Below are 18,508 nucleotides of genomic sequence, written 5' to 3' on the forward strand. Positions count from 1 at the left end.
CCGGCGTCAGACGCTCCCCTCTGCCAGATACCGGCGCGCCAGGACCTTGCCTTCCTCGACCGCCGGCTGGTCGAAAGGATCGACGCCCAGCATGTCGCCGGCAATCATCGTTTCGAGCATGAAATGCATGAACAGGGCGCCCAGCGTGCGTTCGTCGAGCGCCGGGAGATGAAAGGTTCGCACCGGCCGTCCGTTCTTCGCCAGCGTGTCGGCCGTTGCCCGCTGCTCGGCATCGACGAGGTCGCCCACGGTGCGGCCACCCAGAAAGGCAAAGTCCGTGCCTTCGGCGACGGTCGCGCCGGCCGCCGGACCCTTGCCCCTGGTTTCGGTCATGAAGACCGTGAACATCTTGTCGCGCGGACCGTCGAGCCAGAGCTGCAACTGGCTGTGCTGATCGACAGGGCCCAGTGCCTTGACCGGTGTCGTGCCCTTGCCGTTCTTGCCGAGGCTTTCAGCCCAGAGCTGGCAGTGCCAGGACAGGAACCGTTCAAGCCGGTCGGCATAGGCCATGAGTACCGAGATGTTCGCACCCTTCTCCTGCGCCAGCGCGAGCGAGAGGGCGGCACCGACGGCCGGCGCCACGTCCCTTGCCGGTGCGCCGGCAAGGACCGGCGCCAGAACCGATGCCGCACCTTCGCGAATTGCCGCCATATCCAGACCCATCAGACAAGCCGGCAGCAAGCCGACACTGGTCAGCACCGCATAGCGGCCGCCCACCCCGGGATCGTGATCGATCGTCGGGAAGCCCTGCGCCTCGGCCAGCGCACGCATCGGATTGGGCTTTCCGTTCCTTGCCGGCTCGGTCAGCACCGCGAAATGATGCTTCATGTATTTGCCGCCGCCCGCCCTTTCGATGGCGCTCATCGCTGCCAGCGTCTGGATGGCGGGTTCGACAGTGCCCCCGGATTTGGACACGACCAGAAAGCGCGTGGTGCGCAAATCGGCATTCGACAGTGCCGCTTCCATGGTTGCCGCATCGAGATTGTCGGGCACATGGATACGGAGGCCCTTCTGGACATGGGCCTGGGTTCCCCAGCCGGTCAGTTGCGCCAGTGCCTGGGCGCCAAGCGCCGATCCACCGATGCCGAAGATGAAGAGATCGGTCGTGTTGTCGAGCAGCTTCGCGGCGACGGATTCGATGGCAGGAAAATCATCGCGGCGTGCCGGCACACGCAGCACCGGCAACGACCCGTCATCATGCGCGCGGCGAAGTCTTTCGAGCGCGGCCTCCGCGCGCTCCAGGCCCGCCTCGTAGCCGGCGCGACCGAGACCGCCCTCGCCTATCGCATCGCTGAAACAGGCATCGATCGACTGTAGATAGGGCGCGGCGGCCATGCGGTATTTTCCATTCGGGACCGGGATATGCCGGAATCGGCGCAGCAATGAAAAGCCTAACAAGAAGCCGCGCCGCCAGCCAGAAATTCGCCGCCGCCTTGCGACCCGTCAGTGCTGCCGGCCGGGCGCGGCGACCGGCGCCATGTCACCGGTTTCGGGCAGGCCTTCCGGCGCCGGGGCGAGATTGGGACGCCCGACGATCGTGACCACCAGATCGTCCGCCCGCAGCAGGCGGCGGGCAACGCGCGCAATGTCGTCCTGCGTCACGGCCTCGATCAGGCCGTTGCGGCGGTCGACATAGTCGATGCCCAGATTCTCGATCTGAATGCCGATGAGCTGGTTGGCGATGGAACTGTTCGACGTGAAGCGCAGCGGATAGGAGCCGGTGAGAAAGGTTCTGGCGTCGGCCAGTTCGTCGGCCGAGACACCCGCCTCCGCCATGCGCCGCAACTCGTCGCGAATAATCGACAGCGACTGGCCGACACGTTCATTGCGTGTCGCCACCTGACCAATGATCATGGCCGCGTTCCGCCGCGGCGAAAGCGATGTGCCGACCGAATAGGCCAGACCGCGCTTTTCGCGGACTTCTTCCATCAGACGCGAGGAGAAACCGCCGCCGCCAAGAATATGATTCATCATGAAGGCGGGAATGAAATCCGGATCGTCCCGCGCCAGGCCCTGCGCGCCGAAAATGACAACGCTCTGTGGAAAATCGCGCTCGATGACAATGGTCTGCGCGCCCGTTGCGATCTCGACCGCGGGAATCTCCGGCAATCCGGCTTCCGCAGGCAAGGCACCGAAGGTCCTGTCCAGAAGCATGCCGAGTTCGTCGGCCGATATCGGACCAACGACGGCGATTTTCAGATTGTCCCGTGCCAGCACATTTTTCACATAGCCGGACAGGTCGTCGCGCGAAATGCGTGGCAGCGACTCGGGTGTGCCCTGCCTGTTCAGCGCATAGGGGTGATCGCCCAGTGCCGCGCGATACCAGGCATCCGCCGCCAGCCATTCCGGCGACTGCCGGTTGCGCGCCACCGCCACGCCAAGCTGGGCGCGCAGGCGTTCGACCGCATCGTCGTCGAAGCGCGGATCGGAAATCGCCAGCGCGAAGAGTTCAAACGCCTCGTCACGTGCTTCCGCCAGGGTTTTCAGCGATGCATTGAAATAATCATCATCGACGGAAAAGGACATTTGCGCCGCGATATCGTCGAGGCGTGCCTGAAAGGCCTGCGACGGCAAATCGCCGGCGCCTTCACCCAGCAGCGACGCGGCCATGTTGGCCGTTCCGGCCTTTTCGGCCGTATCGGTCGCGGTGCCGCCTTCCCAGGCAGCCTCCATGACGATGACGGGGACTGTGCGTTCCTCGACAAGCCAGGCCTCGATGCCGCCGGGGCTGATCACCCGCTCGATCTCAAAGGCGGAAACCGGTGTTGCGAGGCAGAAAAGGACGAGCAGCAGCAGGGCGCCGAACGGCGCGCGGGCGCTCATGTCCCCTCTCCCGGCAGCAATTCGCCGGTGACGGCAACGCCGGCGAGCAACGCCCGCGCTGCGTCGAGCACGTCGTCGGCGGTGACGGCGCGAATGCGATCGGGCCATTCATGAATGTCGGCCATCGACAGGCCGGTCATCAGGCCCTCGCCATAGGCATAGGCCATGCTGCGCTGGCTGTCGCGCGCATAGATGGCGCTGGCAGCGATGACGGTTTTCGCGCGCGCCAGTTCCTCCTCGCTTACGCCGTCTGCAAGAAGAAGCCCGATTTCGGTGTCGATGGCCTTTTCGAGCTCGGCAAGCGAGCCGCCGACATGCGGCAGCGCGTAAAGGCCGAACTTGCCGGCATCGAGCCGGCTGCCTTCATACCAGGCGCCGACGCTGGCCGCGATTTCCTGTGTCACGACCAGATTGCGGTAGAGGCGGCTGGTCTGCCCACCGCCCAGCAGTTCCGCCAGCACATCGAAAGCGGCGCCTTCGCGCGCGCCGGCGTTGCTGTAGTCGGGTGCCGGATAGAACCGTAGCCAGGTCGGTTGCTGCACGCGGTCGTCGCGCCGGACGATGCGGCGATCCTCCGCCGGCCAGATCACCGGGACACGCGCCCGCTCGAAGGTCGGCGCACGCTGCGCGATGGATCCATAATATTTCTCGGCCAGCGGCCGCAATTCGTCCAGCGAGATATCGCCTGCGACGATCAGCGTTGCGTTGTTGGGCGTATAGAACCGGTTGTAGAAGTCGAGCGCGTCGTCGGTCGTCAGCACGTCGATCTCCTCCTTGTGGCCGATGATGTCGCGGCCATAGGGATGATCGCCGTAAAGCGCCGCGTTCATTTCGGCCTGCAGCAGCGACATCGGACTGTTCTCGACTCGCGTCCGCTGTTCTTCCATCACGACGTCTCGTTCCGGCAGAACCTCGGCGTCGGTGAGTTCCAGATTGATCATGCGGTCTGCTTCCATCTCCATGACGAGCGGCAGACGGTCCTTTGCAATGACCTGGAAATAGGCGGTGAAGTCGTAGTGTGTGAAAGCGTTGTCCTGGCCGCCATTGCGGGAAACGATGCGCGAAAACTGCCCGGGCGCGATCTCCGCCGTGCCCTTGAACATCAGATGTTCGAGGAAATGGGCGAGTCCCGTCTTTCCGGGCGTTTCGTCGGCGGCGCCGACGCGATACCAGACCATGTGGGTCACGACCGGCGCGCGATGATCGGGGATCGCCAGAACCTCCATGCCGTTGGCAAGACGGAAGCTCTGCAAGGCGCTCGATACGGCACCGTCGCCGTCGCGCCAGAACCATGCCGCCGCGAACGCTGCAATCAGGACAAGGGCAAGAGCGGGACCAAGGACGCGCGGCGCGAGAAATCGGGAACGGGGCAACACTTCACTCCAAAAGGCCGGGCGTCACGGCACCAGCCCCCAAAGCGGCGCGGCGTGCCGCTCGTTCAGAAAATGCCGGAGAACCAGCCTTCTTTCTTGGGCGTCACGCTGGGCGTTTCGCCTTCCGTCACGGGTTTGCCCTCGGCTTCGTTCTGCTGAATGCGCTGGGACTCCGCACGGGGATCGACCAGGCGCTCATCGGGCGGCGTGCCCGGCTTGCGCCAGAAAATCACATCATCGACGAAAGTCTTGTCCTGTTCGACCAGCGAGCGCGTTTCGGTGTTGACCACCTGACGGATGCGCGGATCGGCTGCATCGGCGCCGGTATTGGCCAGCAGCACCCGCTCGCCGTCGGTCATGCCCGACGCGCCGGTATCGACGGTTTCGACATCGCCGGTCAGGGCGCGCTGCGCGCCGGCCGAGGGCTGCATTTCCTGCGGACGCGGTGCACCGGGCTGCGGCGGACGCAGCGAGAAATCCGGCGGCATGACCAGCGGCGCCTTGGTGACGATCGTGAATTCGTCCGGCGCGGATTTGCCATAACCCAGCGTATCGCTGAGGCTGCCGCCACCGCAGGCCGTCAACGAAAGTGACAGCACGGCCACAAGGCCGGCGCCGCGGAGGTTCTTCGGTTCGATGATCACGTCGCTCAACTCCTTCGCGATGGCGCCCCGCTCAACCGGGCGTGCCGTCCGCTTTTCCGCCATTTTTCCCCGGGCCAAAGGCACCCGGCCAGACCGAATCCAGGAGGATCAGCATCACGCCCAGAGCGATCCAGATGTCGGCAATATTGAAGATATACCAGTAAAATCCGAAGGCGTGAAAACTAAAAAAGTCCGCCACGGCGCCATAGGCGATGCGGTCATACACATTGCCGACCGCGCCACCGATGATCAGACCGATGGCCACCGCAATCGCCCGGTGTTCGGCCCGCGCCAGCCAGAGGCCGAGACCGAAGGTGACGGCCAGCGCGAAGGACACAAGGATCAGGACGCCAAGCGAGGTCTCGGCCTGGAACAGCCCGTAGCTGACACCCTTGTTCCACGCCATCACCAGATCGAAAAAGGGCGTCACCTCGACACGGCCCCGCAGGCCGATTTCATAGATGTCGAGCATCCACCATTTGTGCAGGCGGTCGACCAGAAAGCCGGCAATGGCGACCGCGAAGCCAAGCAGCGACAGGGGACCCCAGAAGGTTTCGCGCGTCAGGTGCGCCATCGCATCATGCCCCTTTGTGCTGCGCGTCATACTCGCGGACGGCCGCCGCGTCGCGCAGGCTCAGATCCGGGAATTCGGGATCGGAACCGACCTCGGGCAGGACCCGCCAGGAGCGGGCGCATTTGCGGCCCTCGGCCCGTTTCGGCACCACGGCCACGCCGCGCACATCGTCGAGGCGGAAGGCCGTGGCCGGCCCCTCGCCTTCGATCAGCGTCGCCTGGCTGACGATCGTCAATTCGGCAAGATCGACGCCCTTCATCGCCGCCAGCAGATCGACGTCCGAGACATAGACCTCGGGCGCGGCCTCGAGGCTCGCCCCGATGCGCTTTTCGCGGCGCTCGACTTCGAGCGCGCCGGTGACGACGCGGCGCAGTTCGCGGATCTCGCGCCACTTCTCGGCCAGCGCCTCGTCGCGCCATGCGGCCGGAATTTCCGGAAAGATGCGCAGATGCACCGACGCGTCATCGGCCGGGAACCGCGACAGCCAGACCTCCTCGGCCGTGAAGCAGAGCACCGGCGCCAGCCACGCGGTGAGACAGGAGAACAGCTCATCGAGCACCGTGCGGCAGGCGCGGCGGCGCAGGCTCGACGGTGCATCGCAATAAAGCGTGTCCTTGCGGATGTCGAAATAGAAAGCCGAAAGATCGACATTCATGAAGTTCGACAGCGTATGCGTCACGCGCTTGAAATCGTAATCGAGATAGGAGCGACGCACGATCTCGTCGAGTTCGCTCAGGCGATGCAGGATCGAGCGTTCGAGTTCCGGCATGTCGGCGACGGCGACGCGTTCCTGATCCGAAAAGCCGGCGAGATTGCCAAGCAGGTAGCGGAAAGTATTGCGCAGCTTCCTGTAGGCCTCGACATTCGATTTGACGATTTCGTTGCCGATGCTGTGGTCTTCCCAGTAGTCGGTCGAGGCAACCCAGAGGCGCAGGATGTCGGCGCCGTTCTGCTTGACGATCGCCTCGGGCTCGATCGCATTGCCGAGCGACTTCGACATTTTCAGACCCTTGTCGGTCAGGGTCATGCCATGCGTCAGAACCTGCCTGTAAGGCGCGCGGCCGCGCGTGGCGCAGCTTTCGAGCAGGGAGGACTGGAACCAGCCGCGATGCTGGTCGGAGCCTTCGAGATAAAGATCGGCGGGCGACGGCATCCCGCGCGCTTCGAGCACGAAAGCATGCGTCGAGCCTGAATCGAACCAGACATCGAGAATGTCGGTCACACGCTCGTAGTCGTCGGCGCTGTATTCGCTTCCCAGAAAATCACTTGCCGGATGCTCGAACCAGGCGTCGGCACCTTCCTTTGCCACTGCCTCGACGATGCGGGCATTGACCTTTTCGTCGCGCAGCAGCGAGCCGTCTGACTTTTTGACGAAGAGCGTCAGCGGCACGCCCCAGGCGCGCTGGCGCGACAGCACCCAGTCGGGCCTTCCTTCCACCATCGAATAGATGCGGTTGCGGTTGCGCGCCGGCACCCAGCGCACTTTCTCGATCTCCTCAAGCGCGACCTGACGGAAAGGCTTGCCGCCCGCCGCTTCGATCTTCGCGTCCATCGAGACGAACCATTGCGGCGTGTTGCGGAAGATCAGCGGCGCCTTGGAGCGCCATGAATGCGGATAGGAATGCGTGACCTTGCCATGGGCGAGCAGCGCGCCCGCCTTTTCGAGTTCCTCGATCACGGCGGCATTGGCGTTGCCTTCCTTGCCCTGCCGGGTCAGGACGAACTTGCCGGCAAAGAGCGGCACGTGATCATAGTAGCCGCCTTCCTCGTTGACCGTTTCGGGAATATCCTTTGAGCCGAAATTCTCGACCCAGATCATGTAGTCGTCCTGGCCATGGCCGGGCGCGGTGTGGACGAAGCCGGTGCCGGCCTCTTCGGTCACATGATCGCCGGCCAGCAACGGCACATCGAAATCGTAGCCCTGTCCGCGGAAGGGATGCGCGCAGATGACACCACGCAGATCGCCGTCGGTCACGTCCGCCAGGCGCGTCCATGCCTCGATCTTCGCGTCCTTCTTCACCTGTTCGGCCAGCGCATCGGCCAGCACCAGCTTCTCGCCCGCAACTTCATAGAGGCCATAAGCGATCTTCGGCGAGTAGGAGATCGCGCGGTTGGCCGGGATCGTCCAGGGCGTCGTCGTCCAGATGACGATGGATGCACCTTCAAGCGCAGCGCCCTTCACCACCGGAAACTTCACCCAGATCGTGTGGCTGGTGTGATCGTGATACTCGACCTCGGCTTCGGCCAGCGCGGTCTTTTCGACCACCGACCACATGACCGGCTTCGAGCCGCGATAAAGCGAACCGTTCATCAGGAACTTCTGGAATTCCTCGACGATCTTCGCTTCGGCGTCGAAGGACATGGTGAGGTAGGGATTGTCCCACTCGCCGGAAACGCCGAGGCGCTTGAACTGCTCGCGCTGCACATCGACCCAGTGTTGCGCGAATTCGCGGCATTCGCGGCGAAATTCGAGCGGCGGTACCTCGTCCTTGTTCTTGCCCTTCTTGCGGTACTTCTCCTCGATCTTCCATTCAATGGGGAGACCGTGACAGTCCCAGCCCGGAACATAGGCCGCGTCCTTGCCCATCATCTGCTGCGAGCGGACAACGACGTCCTTCAGGATCTTGTTCAGCGCATGGCCGATATGGATGTCGCCATTGGCATAGGGCGGGCCGTCATGCAGCACGAAGGTCTCGCGGCCTTTCGCTTCCTTGCGCAGACGCTCATAAAGACCGAGCTTCTCCCAGCGCGCCAGCCATTCGGGCTCGCGGACGGGCAGGCCCGCCTTCATCGGAAAATCGGTCGTGGGCAGAAACAGCGTGTCGCGATAGTCGCGGCCGGTGGGGTTTTCTTCGGTGGACATGAATGGTCCCGGATAAAGGGGTTGCGCGATCTTCAGACAGAGACACCCGGCTCGTGCCGCGCGGAACCTTCATGGTTCCTCAGCGGCCGGCCGGGCCTGTAATTCGCGCTGTTATGCCGGGGCGGACCCCGTGAAAATCGGGCGTGCTCATGGACGGGTTTCTAGCAGCCGGTCTCCTGACAGTCCAGTAAAGCGGGGGTTTCGGGGCGCCGCCGACCCCCCTATAGTTCCGGCCCATGAACGCCTTCCCCCGCCTCCTTGCCCTTTCGGTCCTCACCTTCTTCCTCGGCCTCATCCCCGCGGCGGCGGACACGCTTGCCCGCATCGAGGCCACGGGCACCGTCCGGGTCGGCGTTACTGGCGACTACAAGCCCTTTTCCTGGGAAGAGCCTGCAGGCCATTTCGAGGGGCTCGATGTCGACATGGCCGAATCGCTGGCCGGCGATCTCGATGCCAAGCTCGTCTTCGTGCGGACCAGCTGGCCGACATTGATGGAGGATCTCGCGGCCGGGAAGTTCGACATCGCGATGGGCGGCATTTCGATCACGGCGGAACGCGCCCGGGTCGCGCTCTTTTCCGACCCGATCCTCGCCGACGGCAAGGCGCCGATCGCGCGCTGCGCGGACAAGGAGCGGTTTCAGACACTGGCGCAGATCGACCGTGAAGGCGTGACCGTGATCGTCAATCCGGGCGGCACCAACGAGCAATTTGCCCGCGCCAGCATTTCCCGCGCGACGCTGGTGCTCCACAAGGACAATGCGACGATCTTCGAGGAAATTGTCGAAGGCCGCGCCGACGTGATGATGACCGACGCCATCGAAACGCGGATCATGGCGCGCGAGCATCCCGAACTTTGCGCGATCAATCCCGACAAGCCCTTCACGCGCGCCGAGAAAGCCTATCTGCTGCCGCAGGACGCGCAATGGAAGGCGCGCGTCGACGACTGGCTCGGAAGGCTCGAGGCGATCGGTGCGTCGCAGGGAATCATCCGGAAGTGGACCGGCGTCACGCCGGAATGATGCGCTCCACTGCCCGCGCCTTCAGTGCCAGTTTGCCATCGCCATTGGTGAATGTGGCTTCCACATAGGCCTGCGTCTTCGAGACGTTCAGCACATGGCCTTCGCAGGCGAGCACGCCTTCCGTCACCGGACGGAAGAAATGCATCTGCAGGTCGCTGGTCGTGAAATTCCGGTCGTCCTCCAGCATGGTCATCAGCGCGAAGGAGCAGGTCTGGTCGGCCAGCGTCGCCAGATAGCCGCCGAAGACGGCCACCGGATTGAGGAAGGACGGATCGACCGGCCAGTCGTAGCGGATGCGGCCGGGCTCGATGACGGTGAGTTTCCCGGCATAAAGCTTCAGCGCCGCGACATGGGGCGGCGCCTTTTCCATCTCGCCCGCGGCGATGCGCTTCAGGATGTTCGACCAGCTCGGCATCAGTTTTCCGTCTTTTTCGTTATGGCCGCCGCGTCGGCCAGCATTTCCGGCAGCCCGATCAGGTCATTGTAGCGCTGGAAACTGACGCGCGCCTCGCCGGCCGGCAAGCCCTCGCCATTCAGCAGCGTCTCATAGACGCTTTCGAGCCGCGCGGTCACGGCGAGCAGCGCCGACACAGGGAAGAGCGCGATCCTGAATCCCAACTCCTGCAAAGCCTTCGCGCCGAGATAGGGTGTCTTGCCGTCCTCGACCATATTGGCGACCAGCGGCACGCCCTTGAACGTCTCCGCGACTTTCTGGAGCTCCGCCTCGTCGCGCGGCGCCTCGATGAAGAGAATGTCGGCGCCGGCCTCCACGAAAGCTTCTCCGCGCCTCAGCGCCTCGTCGAGATCATGCGTCGCGCGGGCATCGGTGCGCGCCATCACCTTGAAGTCGCGGCTCTCCCGCGCTTCCGCCGCCGCGCGGATTTTCGCCGCCGCTTCCGCGAGCGGCACCACTTCCTTGCCTTCCATATGGCCGCAGCGTTTCGGGGAAACCTGATCCTCAAGCTGGATGCATTGCGCACCCGCCGCTTCATAGGCGCGTGTCAGCCGCGCCGCGTTCAAGGGCCCGCCATGGCCGTTGTCGCCATCGGCAATCAGCGGCACCGGTGCGGCGGCGCCTGCAATCGCGCGCACGCGCTCCGCCATTTCGGCGGCACTCACCAGGCCGATATCGGGCAGGCCGAAGCTTGCGCCCGAAACGCCGAAGCCTGTCATGTAGACCGTTTGCGCGCCGGCCTTCGCGGCAAGCCGCGCCGAGAGCGCATCATAGGCGCCGGGCGCGACGATGATGCCGGGGCGGGCGAGAAGCGTTTCGAGACTGGCGGCTGCGGGCATGGAGAAACTCAGAAGCTTGGCGGCGTGCAGGCCGAGACGATGACACAATCGACGGTGCCGGGATTGCGGAAGCGGTGCGGCAGGCGCGAGTCGAAATAGTAAGCATCGCCCGCGACCATGCGCCGGACCTCGCCGCCCACCGTCAGTTCGAGCACGCCTGACACGACGATGCCGCATTCCTCGCCGGTATGCGACAGCATTTCGTCGCCGGTGTCGGCGCCCGGCGCATAGCGTTCATGCATCATCTGGATGGCGCGGCCGCGCGTGTCGCGGCCGACGAGACGGAAGCTGACGGCACCATTGGCGATCTCGCGCAGTTCCTTCGCCTGATAGAAGACCTTCTTGCGCGGCTTCAGTTCCAGTGTCAGGAAATCGGCGATCGAGATCGGGAAGCCGTCGAGCACCTTTTTCAGCGAGCCGACCGAGGGGCTGATGCGGTTCTTCTCGATCAGCGAGATGGTGCCGTTGGTGACGCCGGCGCGCTTGGCCAGTTCGCGCTGCGAGAGGCCGTGCATCTTGCGCAGCTCGCGCAGGCGCGTGCCGACATCCGGCCCTTTCTGTTCCCCCTCAGGCGGCTCCGCGGGCGGGGCGGAGCTGTGGGCGCGTCGGAAGTCCCCCGTCATTTGTTTAGAATACTCAACGGCTTTAAAAGAGTCACGCAAAGCCTGCTTGCTTTCGAATGGCTGTAGACTTTCAATTGTCGATTATCACAATCGCGCCAGGCGGTGACGCCGCGCGCCCGGAGTGCCGACGGATGACCACGATGACACCGAACGATCTCGAAGCCTTCTGGCTGCCCTTCACGCCCAACCGGCAGTTCAAGAAGGAGCCGCGGCTGATCGCCCGGGCCAAGGACATGCATTACTACAAGCCGGACGGGACGGCGGTGCTGGACGCGACGGCGGGGCTGTGGTGTTCCAATGCCGGGCATTGCCGGGAACCGATCGTCAAGGCGATCCAGGAACAGGCCGGCGAGCTCGACTTCGCGCCGTCGTTCCAGTTCGCCCATCCCAAGGTCTTCGAACTGGCGAGCCGGATCGCGGCGCTGACGCCGGCTGACCTCGATCATGTGTTCTTCTGCAATTCGGGATCGGAAGCCGCCGACACGGCGCTCAAGATCGCCATCGCCTATCACCGCGCCAATGGCGAAGGCACGCGCACGCGCCTGATCGGCCGCGAGCGCGGCTATCACGGCGTCGGCTTCGGCGGCATTTCGGTCGGCGGCATGGTGGCCAACCGCAAGTTCTACGGGCCGCTGCTTTCGGGCACCGATCATCTGCCGCATACCTACAACCGCGCCGAGCAGGCCTTCACGGTGGGCGAACCGGAATGGGGCGCGCATCTGGCCGATGAATTGCAGCGGCTGGTCGAGCTGCATGACGCCTCGACCATCGCCGCGGTCATCGTCGAACCGATGGCGGGCTCGACCGGCGTGCTGCCGCCGCCGAAAGGCTATCTCAAGCGGTTGCGCGATCTCTGCGACAAGCATGGCATCCTGCTGATCTTCGACGAAGTCATCACCGGCTTCGGACGGCTCGGCCACGCGACCGCGGCCGAACGTTTCGGCGTCGCGCCCGACATCATGACGTTTGCGAAAGGCATCACGTCCGGCACGGTGCCGATGGGCGGCGCGGTGGTGCACAACCGCATCTACGAGGCGTTCCAGACCGGACCCGATCACGCGATCGATCTGTTTCACGGCTACACTTATTCCGGTCATCCGCTGGCCGCTGCGGCGGCGCTCGCGACGCTCGATCTCTATCGCGACGAAGGCTTGTTCGAACGGGCGAAGAAACTCGAAGCGCATTTCGCGCAGGCGGCGATGGCGCTGAAGGGTCATGCGCTGCTGCTCGACATCCGCACCATCGGACTTGCGGCGGCCGTCGATCTTGCGCCGGTCGACGGGTTGCCCGGCAAGCGCGGCTTCGACGCGATGCGCGCAGCCTTCCACGCGGAGAACATGATGGTGCGCGTCTCGGGCGACAGTATCGCCTTCTCGCCGCCGCTGATCGTCGAGGCCGACCAGATCGACGAGATTTTCGCGCGCTTCAAACGGGTGCTCGACCGGGTCGGCTGAGGGTCCGGAAGGGCATTTGCGACAGCGATTGTGACAGCGAAAACGACAGCGGACCCCCCCTCTGTCACGAAACTGTCACAAATGCACTTATCCCCGGGGGATAACTACACTTATCCCCGGGGGGAAAGTTTTTTCGGAAAAACTTGTCCCCGGGGTGGGGCGAATCGCGCGCCACGCCCCCGCCCCAAACGGGCTTCGCCCGTTTGACCCTCCCCGAGGGGAGGGTGGGAAGAGAAGCGAAGACACACCATCAAACGTCGTTCTACCCCGCCTTCTTCGCCGACTCGCGTTCGGCCCAGCCGTAGATGCCTTTCGACATCAGCGAGAGTTCGGATTTGCGTCGGGCGCCATAGACGCGGGCGCGGGCGGCATGGGCGTCGCGGTTGTCGGGTTCGGCCAGCGCCGCGGCCTCGACCAGGTGGCAGGCGAGGCGCAGGTCGGCCTCGGCGCCGCTGGCCGACAACTCCTCCGCACGCTGAATTAATTTGCCGACACCGCCGGCGAGCGCGGCGAGTTCGCGGGCCAGGGCCGCATCGGGCGCCGGCTTCAGGTTGGCCGGGTTGCCGTCGTACCAACCGCCATAAAGCCGCCAGATATTGTGCAGGATGAATTCCGGCTCGTCATAGACGGGCTTCAGGTAGGGCTTGTCCATGTAGTGCGCGGGCAGGCGGACGCCATGAACGATGTCGTCGAGGCGGGCGCCCGCATTCATCATGTCGAGGGCGCGGGAAACGAGGAACTCAAGCGCCGAGGCAATCGTGTCGAGGACGCCGGCGATGCGGGCCTTGCCGGCGATGGGGAGGCCGTGGGCCGGCAGCAGCAGCTCCGGCTCGCGCGCGGCCATTTCACGCAGGGCCTTGGCCCATTCGAGCGGATAGCGCTGGACCTTCTGCGGATTGCCGGCATTGGGGAAAACCCAGGTGACGAAATCGCCCGAGCAGATCGCCTTGTGTTCGGGCACCCAGGCCCAGAGATGATCGTCGGTCTCGCCGATGGCGTGAAAAAGCTCGAAGCGGGTGTCGCCCGCGCGGAATTCCATCCGTTCCCGGAAGGTCGTGTCGGGCTCGACCCAGGGATCGGGGCCGAAGCGGCGGGGGCCCGGCCTGCCCTGCCCGCCCATGCGCAATTCGGTGGCCGGCGCGAATTGCCGCGCGTTGATGGTGAAGTTGTAGCCATTGGTCAGCTCGTAGCGGCGGAAGCGCGGGCTGACATTTTCATGGGCGAGAATCTGCGGACGGCGCGCGCCATTGTCGCAAGCCTCGCAGAGAAAGGCGCCGGTGCCGCCGACATGATCGGCATGGCCATGCGTGTAGCAGATATGGGAGACCGGTTCCTTCGTCCAGCCGCGCAGCGATTTCAGCACGCCCTGGCCGAAGGCTTCGAGGCTGGTGTCGAACAGCACCAGGCCGTCGCCGCTGCGGAAGGCGACGACATGGGAGAAGGCCTCGATCAGCGCGATGCCCGGCGCGATTTCCGATAGCTCGGTGGTCGGCCGGTTGACGAGGCCGGCGCCTTCGTAAATGTCGTTGTCGATGTAGCGCGCGGATGTCGCCAGAAGATCGGCCATGCGGGGTCTCCCTTGAGGGTTTTCGCGATGGTCGGACAGCGCGGCGGGTTTGTCGACAGGTTTGCGGGCGGATTCCGCGTGGCGGAAAGGGGGAGCTGTTGCCATTCCGGGCCGCGGCGGCGCATGGTTGCGCGGGCAGCGAGGGGGGCGGGAATTGCAGACGGTCAATATCGAGGCGATGCGGCTTTCGCCGGAGGTACTGGATCTCAGCCGGGCGGAGCTGCTGAAGGGGCGGGCGTGGAGTTCAGCGCTGGCGGTCTTCATGCTGCTTTCGCTCTATGCCGTCATTCTGACCTTCATGGCGCCTCTCCTCGATATCGCTATCTGGGCGGCGGGGGCGACGGCGATGATCGGCCTTACGCTGCTTCTGCCCGCACTCTATGAGAAGCGCGGCCTCTCCCTGGCCAATGCGCGCAACTATCTCTTCTGGCATACGGCGACAGCGGCGGCGACCGGGCTCGTCTGGGGCCTCGGTGCGGCGTGGCTTGCCGATCCCGGCGCCGACATCAGCATCTATTCGACCGGCATCATGCTGCTCAGCCTGACGCTGGGCGGCATCTCCCCCCAATCGGCCTATCGCCGCTCCTATGTGGCACTGGCGTCCTGCGCGCTGCTGCCCTATGCGGGGTGGATTTCCTTTGCTGCCGATTGGCCGCTCAGCGCCGTCGGCATCGGCACGCTATTCGCCTATGTCTTCTTCATGTCGGCCTCGGCGCGGGTCGAGATCGCGACGCGCGACGCCATCGCCGTCGAACACAATCGGCGCCTGATGGAAACGCTGTCGCGGCAACACGAAGCGCTGCAAAAGGCGAGCGAGGAAAAGACGCGGTTTCTGGCCGCGACCAGTCACGACCTCGCCCAGCCGCTGCACGCCCAGGGCTTCTTCCTGGCCGCCTTGCGCGAGCGAACGCAAGATGCAGCGCAGATCGAGCTTCTCGACAAGATCGAGGCGAGCTGGCGCGGGCTCGGCAGTCTGCTCGACGGGTTGCTCGACATATCGCGGCTCGATGCCGGCGCCATCGTTGCCGATTTCCGTCATGTCGACATGGCGGCGCTGGCGCGACGGATCGCCGACGAGTTTTCGGCCGTGGCAGAGAGCAAGGGCGTGCGCCTCGACATCGATGTCGTGCCGACGGCAGCGCGGACCGATCCGATGCTATTCGGGCGAGTCCTGCGCAACCTCCTGTCCAATGCGATTAAGTTCACCGATGCGGGCGGCACGGTGACGCTGGCGGTGCAGCCAGACGGCCAGCAGGCGAAAGTGAAAATCGCCGATACCGGTATCGGTATCCCCGCCGGACAGCAGCAGGCGGTGTTTCAGGAATATGTGCAGCTCGGCAACCGCGAACGCAACCGCGAAAAAGGGCTCGGACTTGGTCTTTCGATCGTGCGCCGTCTCACCGCGATGCTCGACATCGAGACGGTGCTGACATCCGAGTCCGGAAAGGGAACAAGCTTCGTTCTGACGTTGCCGGGCGCCGTCGTGTTACAAAACGCAAACGAAAAAATGCCGGAGCAGCCGCTGCCGGACCCGCGTGTCGATCATATCTGCGCTCTCATTGTCGACGACGAGGACGCGATCCGAAACGGCATGTCGACCGTGCTGTCGAGCTGGGGCTGCCAGGTCTATGCGGCGGAATCGGGCGACGATGCCGTGCGGCTTCTCGACCGCATGGACGTCATGCCGAACGTGCTGATCGTCGACCAGCGTCTCGGCGCCGGCGAAACGGGGATGCAGGTGATCGAACGGATACGCGACGAACTGAACGACGAGATCGCCGCGGTGATGATGACCGGCGACATTTCGGCGGACATGTCCGGTGGCGCGACGGGAAGCGTGCGCATTCTGCACAAGCCGGTCGAGCCGACGCTTCTCTGCCGCGTTCTCTGCGAGACCAGCAGTGCGGCCGCGTTCAATCGATGAGACCCATGGCGCGCGCCTTGCTGACGCAGGCGGTGCGGCGGGTGACGCTCAACTGTTTGAATATCTGCTTGATGTGGGTCTTCACCGTGTTCTCGCTGATGCCGAGAACTTCGGAAATGCTGCGGTTGGAGTAGCCTTCGGCAACCAGACGCAGCACTTCAAGCTGCCGGGCGCCGACAGGCCGCTCCTCACCCGCATGTTCCGGCGATCTGCCTTCAGGGAGGCGGGGTGAATGCGGATCGTTCTCGATGACGGACCAGAGTTCCGGCGGCAGGAATATCTCGCCACGCAGCACCTGTTCGATGGCCGTGCCGAGCACCTTTGCCGGCGCCGATTTCGGCACAAAGCCCATGGCGCCGATGCGCAGCACCTTTTCGACCGGCGGAAGCGTGTCGATGCCGGAGACGATCAGCACGGGGATCGTGCATTTGCGCGCCTGGAGGGCCGTGATGAGGGCGACGCCGTTCATCTCCTCCATGACGAGGTCGGAGACGATCAGATCGTAGCGGCGGCCGCTTTCGATCTCGGCCAGAAGATTATGCGGCGAGGCAAAGCCCGTGCAGCGATAGGCCGGGTCGAGCGAGACGATGACCTCGCGAAGGCCATCGAGAAACATGCGGTGGTCGTCGACGAGGGCAATCTCGACGAGCTTGCCGGTCAAGGATGCAACTCCAGATCGGCATAGCGCACATTCGCGCCGCTTTGCATGTCGATGCAGGGCGCCGGCGCTCCGCGCGACGCGACGCACAGATAGAGACCGGCCGATGTGCGAACCCAGATGCCGCCTTGCGGGTTGGGCAGGTAGGCGGTGCGCGGCTCGCCGGCGGCGATCAGAACGGCGGCCGCGATCAGAACCGCGCCGGCAAGAACGGCCCAGGGCGTGTTGAACACCTTCGCCGCCGACCGGACCGATGCAGGAATTTCCATGTGCGAGACTCTTTCGTATCCGTTCGCGGCCCGCGCCGCCCATGCGCGCATACTGCCCGACGCGGCGCCTCCCGGTCCAGACGTCTTCGCGGGCCGCAGGCGCTCCGCCGCCGGACAGTTTGACAAGTCTTCCCGAATTCCGTTGCCTTGAACTGCCGCATTTCGTTTATTCCCGTTTGCCGCGACGATCGATCACCCGAAAGTATGAGCCGCCATGTCCGAGACCCAAGCCGCGCCGAAGGCCGGAACACAGATTTCATGTTCGCGAGGCTTCGCAAACTGGCTCCAGCAGAACAATGTCAGCTTCGGGCTGACCTCCTACCAGTCGGGACGGCTTTACCTGGTCGGGCATCAGGCAAACGGCGTGTTGAGCTTTCACGAGCGGCATTTCGTGCGCGCAATGGGCGTTTCCGCGACGCCGCAGCGGATCTTCCTCGCTAATCATTTCCAGATCTGGCGGCTCGAAAACGTGCTGGGGCCGGGTCAGATGGAAGGCGAATTCGACCGCAATTACGTGCCGCGCAATGCGCAGACGACGGGCGATCTCGATGTTCACGATGTCGGCGTCGAGAAATCGGGCCGCGTCATCTTCGTCAACACGAAATATTCCTGCCTCGCAACACCGAGCGCGACGCACAGCTTCAAACCGATCTGGAAGCCGCCTTTCATCTCGCGGCTGGCGCCGGAAGATCGCTGCCATCTCAACGGGTTGGCGATGCAGGACGGCGAGGCGCGATACGTAACCGCTGTCTGCCGCAGCGACGTGGTGACGGGGTGGCGCGACCGGCGCGCCGAGGGCGGCCTGATTGTCGACGTGAAGACCAACGCGTTTGTGACGCAGAAGCTTTCGATGCCGCATTCGCCGCGGCTTCACAACGGAAAGCTCTGGGTTCTCGATTCGGGTCGCGGGCGGCTCTGCACGGTCGACGAGAGGACCGGCGAGACTGAAACGATCGCCTTCCTGCCGGGCTTTTTGCGCGGTCTCGCCTTTCACGGGCCCTTCGCGTTCGTGGGCCTGTCGCTGCCGCGCGACGGCAGCTTTTCTGGGCTCGAACTCGACGGCGAACTCGAGAAGCGGGACGCAGAACCCTGGTGCGGGGTGCAGGTGATCGATACGCGCAGCGGCGACGTGGTGCAGTGGATCCGGTTTACCGGCGAGATCCGCGAACTGTTCGACGTGTTCACGCTGCCCGGCGTGAAGAACCCGATGGCGACGGGACTGCTCGACCCGACGATCCAGTCGCTGATCACCATCGAGGGATGGGATGAGGCCGACAGACCGGCTTCGTCGTGAACGGCCTCGCGATTTAACCAAGTTTCACATTTTCCTCAGCGCCGAATCCGCCGGAATCCTCTGCGACTCCGGCTTCGCTCACCATTTCGGGTGATTGGCGGCGTTTACCGGATTCCCTAAGCCGAAGTTG

The 18,508-nt window shown here is 64.3% G+C and carries 16 protein-coding genes; 4 read left to right on the forward strand and 12 right to left on the reverse strand.

Annotated features, from left to right (window positions below; all coding sequences use genetic code 11):
- Window positions 1-6: 6 nt before the first annotated feature.
- The 6 genes from AAC071_RS13500 to ileS all read right to left on the reverse strand — a co-directional run bounded on the left by AAC071_RS13500 (window position 7) and on the right by ileS (window position 8,277).
- On the reverse strand, window positions 7-1,335 hold the full coding sequence (locus AAC071_RS13500) for a glucose-6-phosphate isomerase (protein WP_339833323.1): 1,329 nt from the start codon (window positions 1,333-1,335) through the stop codon (window positions 7-9).
- A 108-nt stretch (window positions 1,336-1,443) separates the two neighbouring features.
- The gene (locus AAC071_RS13505) at window positions 1,444-2,823 is read right to left on the reverse strand and encodes a pitrilysin family protein (protein ID WP_339833326.1); all 1,380 of its coding nucleotides are present in this window, start codon (window positions 2,821-2,823) and stop codon (window positions 1,444-1,446) included.
- Window positions 2,820-4,196, reverse strand: coding sequence for a pitrilysin family protein (locus tag AAC071_RS13510; RefSeq protein WP_339833329.1), 1,377 nt, complete (start codon window positions 4,194-4,196; stop codon window positions 2,820-2,822). The genes AAC071_RS13505 and AAC071_RS13510 overlap by 4 nt, the downstream gene beginning before the upstream one ends.
- Before the next feature lie 65 nt (window positions 4,197-4,261).
- Window positions 4,262-4,903, reverse strand: a complete 642-nt coding sequence (locus tag AAC071_RS13515) for a DUF3035 domain-containing protein (RefSeq protein ID WP_339833331.1) — start codon at window positions 4,901-4,903, stop codon at window positions 4,262-4,264.
- Window positions 4,872-5,444, reverse strand: coding sequence for a signal peptidase II (gene lspA / locus AAC071_RS13520; RefSeq protein WP_339833333.1), 573 nt, complete (start codon window positions 5,442-5,444; stop codon window positions 4,872-4,874). Before lspA ends, AAC071_RS13515 begins: the two co-directional genes overlap by 32 nt.
- Complete coding sequence (gene ileS, locus AAC071_RS13525; RefSeq protein ID WP_339833335.1) at window positions 5,419-8,277, reverse strand: isoleucine--tRNA ligase; 2,859 nt, start codon at window positions 8,275-8,277, stop codon at window positions 5,419-5,421. Before ileS ends, lspA begins: the two co-directional genes overlap by 26 nt.
- A gap of 236 nt (window positions 8,278-8,513) precedes the next feature.
- Here ileS and AAC071_RS13530 point away from each other — a divergent pair, with 236 nt between their 5' ends.
- Window positions 8,514-9,296 carry a transporter substrate-binding domain-containing protein gene (locus AAC071_RS13530; protein WP_339833338.1) on the forward strand — a complete coding sequence of 261 codons (783 nt, stop codon included), beginning with the start codon at window positions 8,514-8,516 and terminating at the stop codon, window positions 9,294-9,296.
- On the opposite strand, the gene AAC071_RS13535 is transcribed toward AAC071_RS13530, so the two are convergent.
- From AAC071_RS13535 to AAC071_RS13545, 3 genes are read right to left on the reverse strand one after another with little or no spacing between them, the layout of a single operon-like run.
- Window positions 9,283-9,711: a PaaI family thioesterase gene (locus AAC071_RS13535; RefSeq protein ID WP_339833340.1), complete on the reverse strand. Its 429-nt coding sequence runs from the start codon at window positions 9,709-9,711 to the stop codon at window positions 9,283-9,285. The two genes, AAC071_RS13530 and AAC071_RS13535, sit on opposite strands and share 14 nt — an antisense overlap.
- A complete protein-coding gene (locus AAC071_RS13540) occupies window positions 9,711-10,589 on the reverse strand; it encodes an isocitrate lyase/PEP mutase family protein (RefSeq protein ID WP_339833342.1) in 879 nt (292 codons plus the stop codon). The genes AAC071_RS13535 and AAC071_RS13540 overlap by 1 nt, the downstream gene beginning before the upstream one ends.
- 8 nt (window positions 10,590-10,597) lie before the next feature.
- Window positions 10,598-11,212, reverse strand: coding sequence for a cupin domain-containing protein (locus AAC071_RS13545; protein WP_339833344.1), 615 nt, complete (start codon window positions 11,210-11,212; stop codon window positions 10,598-10,600).
- 131 nt (window positions 11,213-11,343) lie between these two features.
- Between AAC071_RS13545 and AAC071_RS13550 the strand changes: the two genes are divergently transcribed.
- Window positions 11,344-12,666: an aspartate aminotransferase family protein gene (locus AAC071_RS13550; RefSeq protein WP_339833346.1), complete on the forward strand. Its 1,323-nt coding sequence runs from the start codon at window positions 11,344-11,346 to the stop codon at window positions 12,664-12,666.
- Between the two features lie 262 nt (window positions 12,667-12,928).
- Here the strand turns inward: AAC071_RS13550 and AAC071_RS13555 are convergent, their stop codons facing one another.
- Complete coding sequence (locus AAC071_RS13555; RefSeq protein WP_339833349.1) at window positions 12,929-14,233, reverse strand: alkyl sulfatase dimerization domain-containing protein; 1,305 nt, start codon at window positions 14,231-14,233, stop codon at window positions 12,929-12,931.
- Between the two features lie 154 nt (window positions 14,234-14,387).
- On the opposite strand from AAC071_RS13555, the gene AAC071_RS13560 reads away from it, so the two are divergent.
- Complete coding sequence (locus tag AAC071_RS13560; RefSeq protein WP_339833351.1) at window positions 14,388-16,157, forward strand: hybrid sensor histidine kinase/response regulator; 1,770 nt, start codon at window positions 14,388-14,390, stop codon at window positions 16,155-16,157.
- Here the strand turns inward: AAC071_RS13560 and AAC071_RS13565 are convergent.
- Together AAC071_RS13565 and AAC071_RS13570 are read right to left on the reverse strand one after the other, a co-directional pair.
- Entirely contained in the window at window positions 16,147-16,818 is a 672-nt protein-coding gene (locus AAC071_RS13565; protein WP_339833353.1) for a response regulator transcription factor, read from the reverse strand. The genes AAC071_RS13560 and AAC071_RS13565 overlap by 11 nt on opposite strands.
- Window positions 16,815-17,084 (reverse strand): hypothetical protein, encoded by a 270-nt coding sequence (locus tag AAC071_RS13570; RefSeq protein WP_339833355.1) that lies wholly within the window; start codon window positions 17,082-17,084, stop codon window positions 16,815-16,817. Before AAC071_RS13570 ends, AAC071_RS13565 begins: the two co-directional genes overlap by 4 nt.
- 214 nt (window positions 17,085-17,298) lie before the next feature.
- On the opposite strand from AAC071_RS13570, the gene AAC071_RS13575 reads away from it, so the two are divergent.
- Entirely contained in the window at window positions 17,299-18,378 is a 1,080-nt protein-coding gene (locus AAC071_RS13575; RefSeq protein WP_339833358.1) for a TIGR03032 family protein, read from the forward strand.
- Window positions 18,379-18,508: the final 130 nt, after the last annotated feature.

It is taken from the genome of uncultured Parvibaculum sp., assembly GCF_963975745.1.
Classification (GTDB): domain Bacteria; phylum Pseudomonadota; class Alphaproteobacteria; order Parvibaculales; family Parvibaculaceae; genus Parvibaculum.

Coding starts and splice junctions, on each gene's coding strand:
- AAC071_RS13500 (WP_339833323.1), bottom strand. CDS start 1,335: ATGGCCGCCGCGCCCTATCTACAGTCGATCGATGCCTGTTTCAGCGAT.
- AAC071_RS13505 (WP_339833326.1), bottom strand. CDS start 2,823: ATGAGCGCCCGCGCGCCGTTCGGCGCCCTGCTGCTGCTCGTCCTTTTC.
- AAC071_RS13515 (WP_339833331.1), bottom strand. CDS start 4,903: ATGGCGGAAAAGCGGACGGCACGCCCGGTTGAGCGGGGCGCCATCGCG.
- lspA (WP_339833333.1), bottom strand. CDS start 5,444: ATGACGCGCAGCACAAAGGGGCATGATGCGATGGCGCACCTGACGCGC.
- ileS (WP_339833335.1), bottom strand. CDS start 8,277: ATGTCCACCGAAGAAAACCCCACCGGCCGCGACTATCGCGACACGCTG.
- AAC071_RS13530 (WP_339833338.1), top strand. CDS start 8,514: ATGAACGCCTTCCCCCGCCTCCTTGCCCTTTCGGTCCTCACCTTCTTC.
- AAC071_RS13535 (WP_339833340.1), bottom strand. CDS start 9,711: ATGCCGAGCTGGTCGAACATCCTGAAGCGCATCGCCGCGGGCGAGATG.
- AAC071_RS13540 (WP_339833342.1), bottom strand. CDS start 10,589: ATGCCCGCAGCCGCCAGTCTCGAAACGCTTCTCGCCCGCCCCGGCATC.
- AAC071_RS13545 (WP_339833344.1), bottom strand. CDS start 11,212: ATGACGGGGGACTTCCGACGCGCCCACAGCTCCGCCCCGCCCGCGGAG.
- AAC071_RS13550 (WP_339833346.1), top strand. CDS start 11,344: ATGACCACGATGACACCGAACGATCTCGAAGCCTTCTGGCTGCCCTTC.
- AAC071_RS13555 (WP_339833349.1), bottom strand. CDS start 14,233: ATGGCCGATCTTCTGGCGACATCCGCGCGCTACATCGACAACGACATT.
- AAC071_RS13570 (WP_339833355.1), bottom strand. CDS start 17,084: ATGGAAATTCCTGCATCGGTCCGGTCGGCGGCGAAGGTGTTCAACACG.
- AAC071_RS13575 (WP_339833358.1), top strand. CDS start 17,299: ATGTCCGAGACCCAAGCCGCGCCGAAGGCCGGAACACAGATTTCATGT.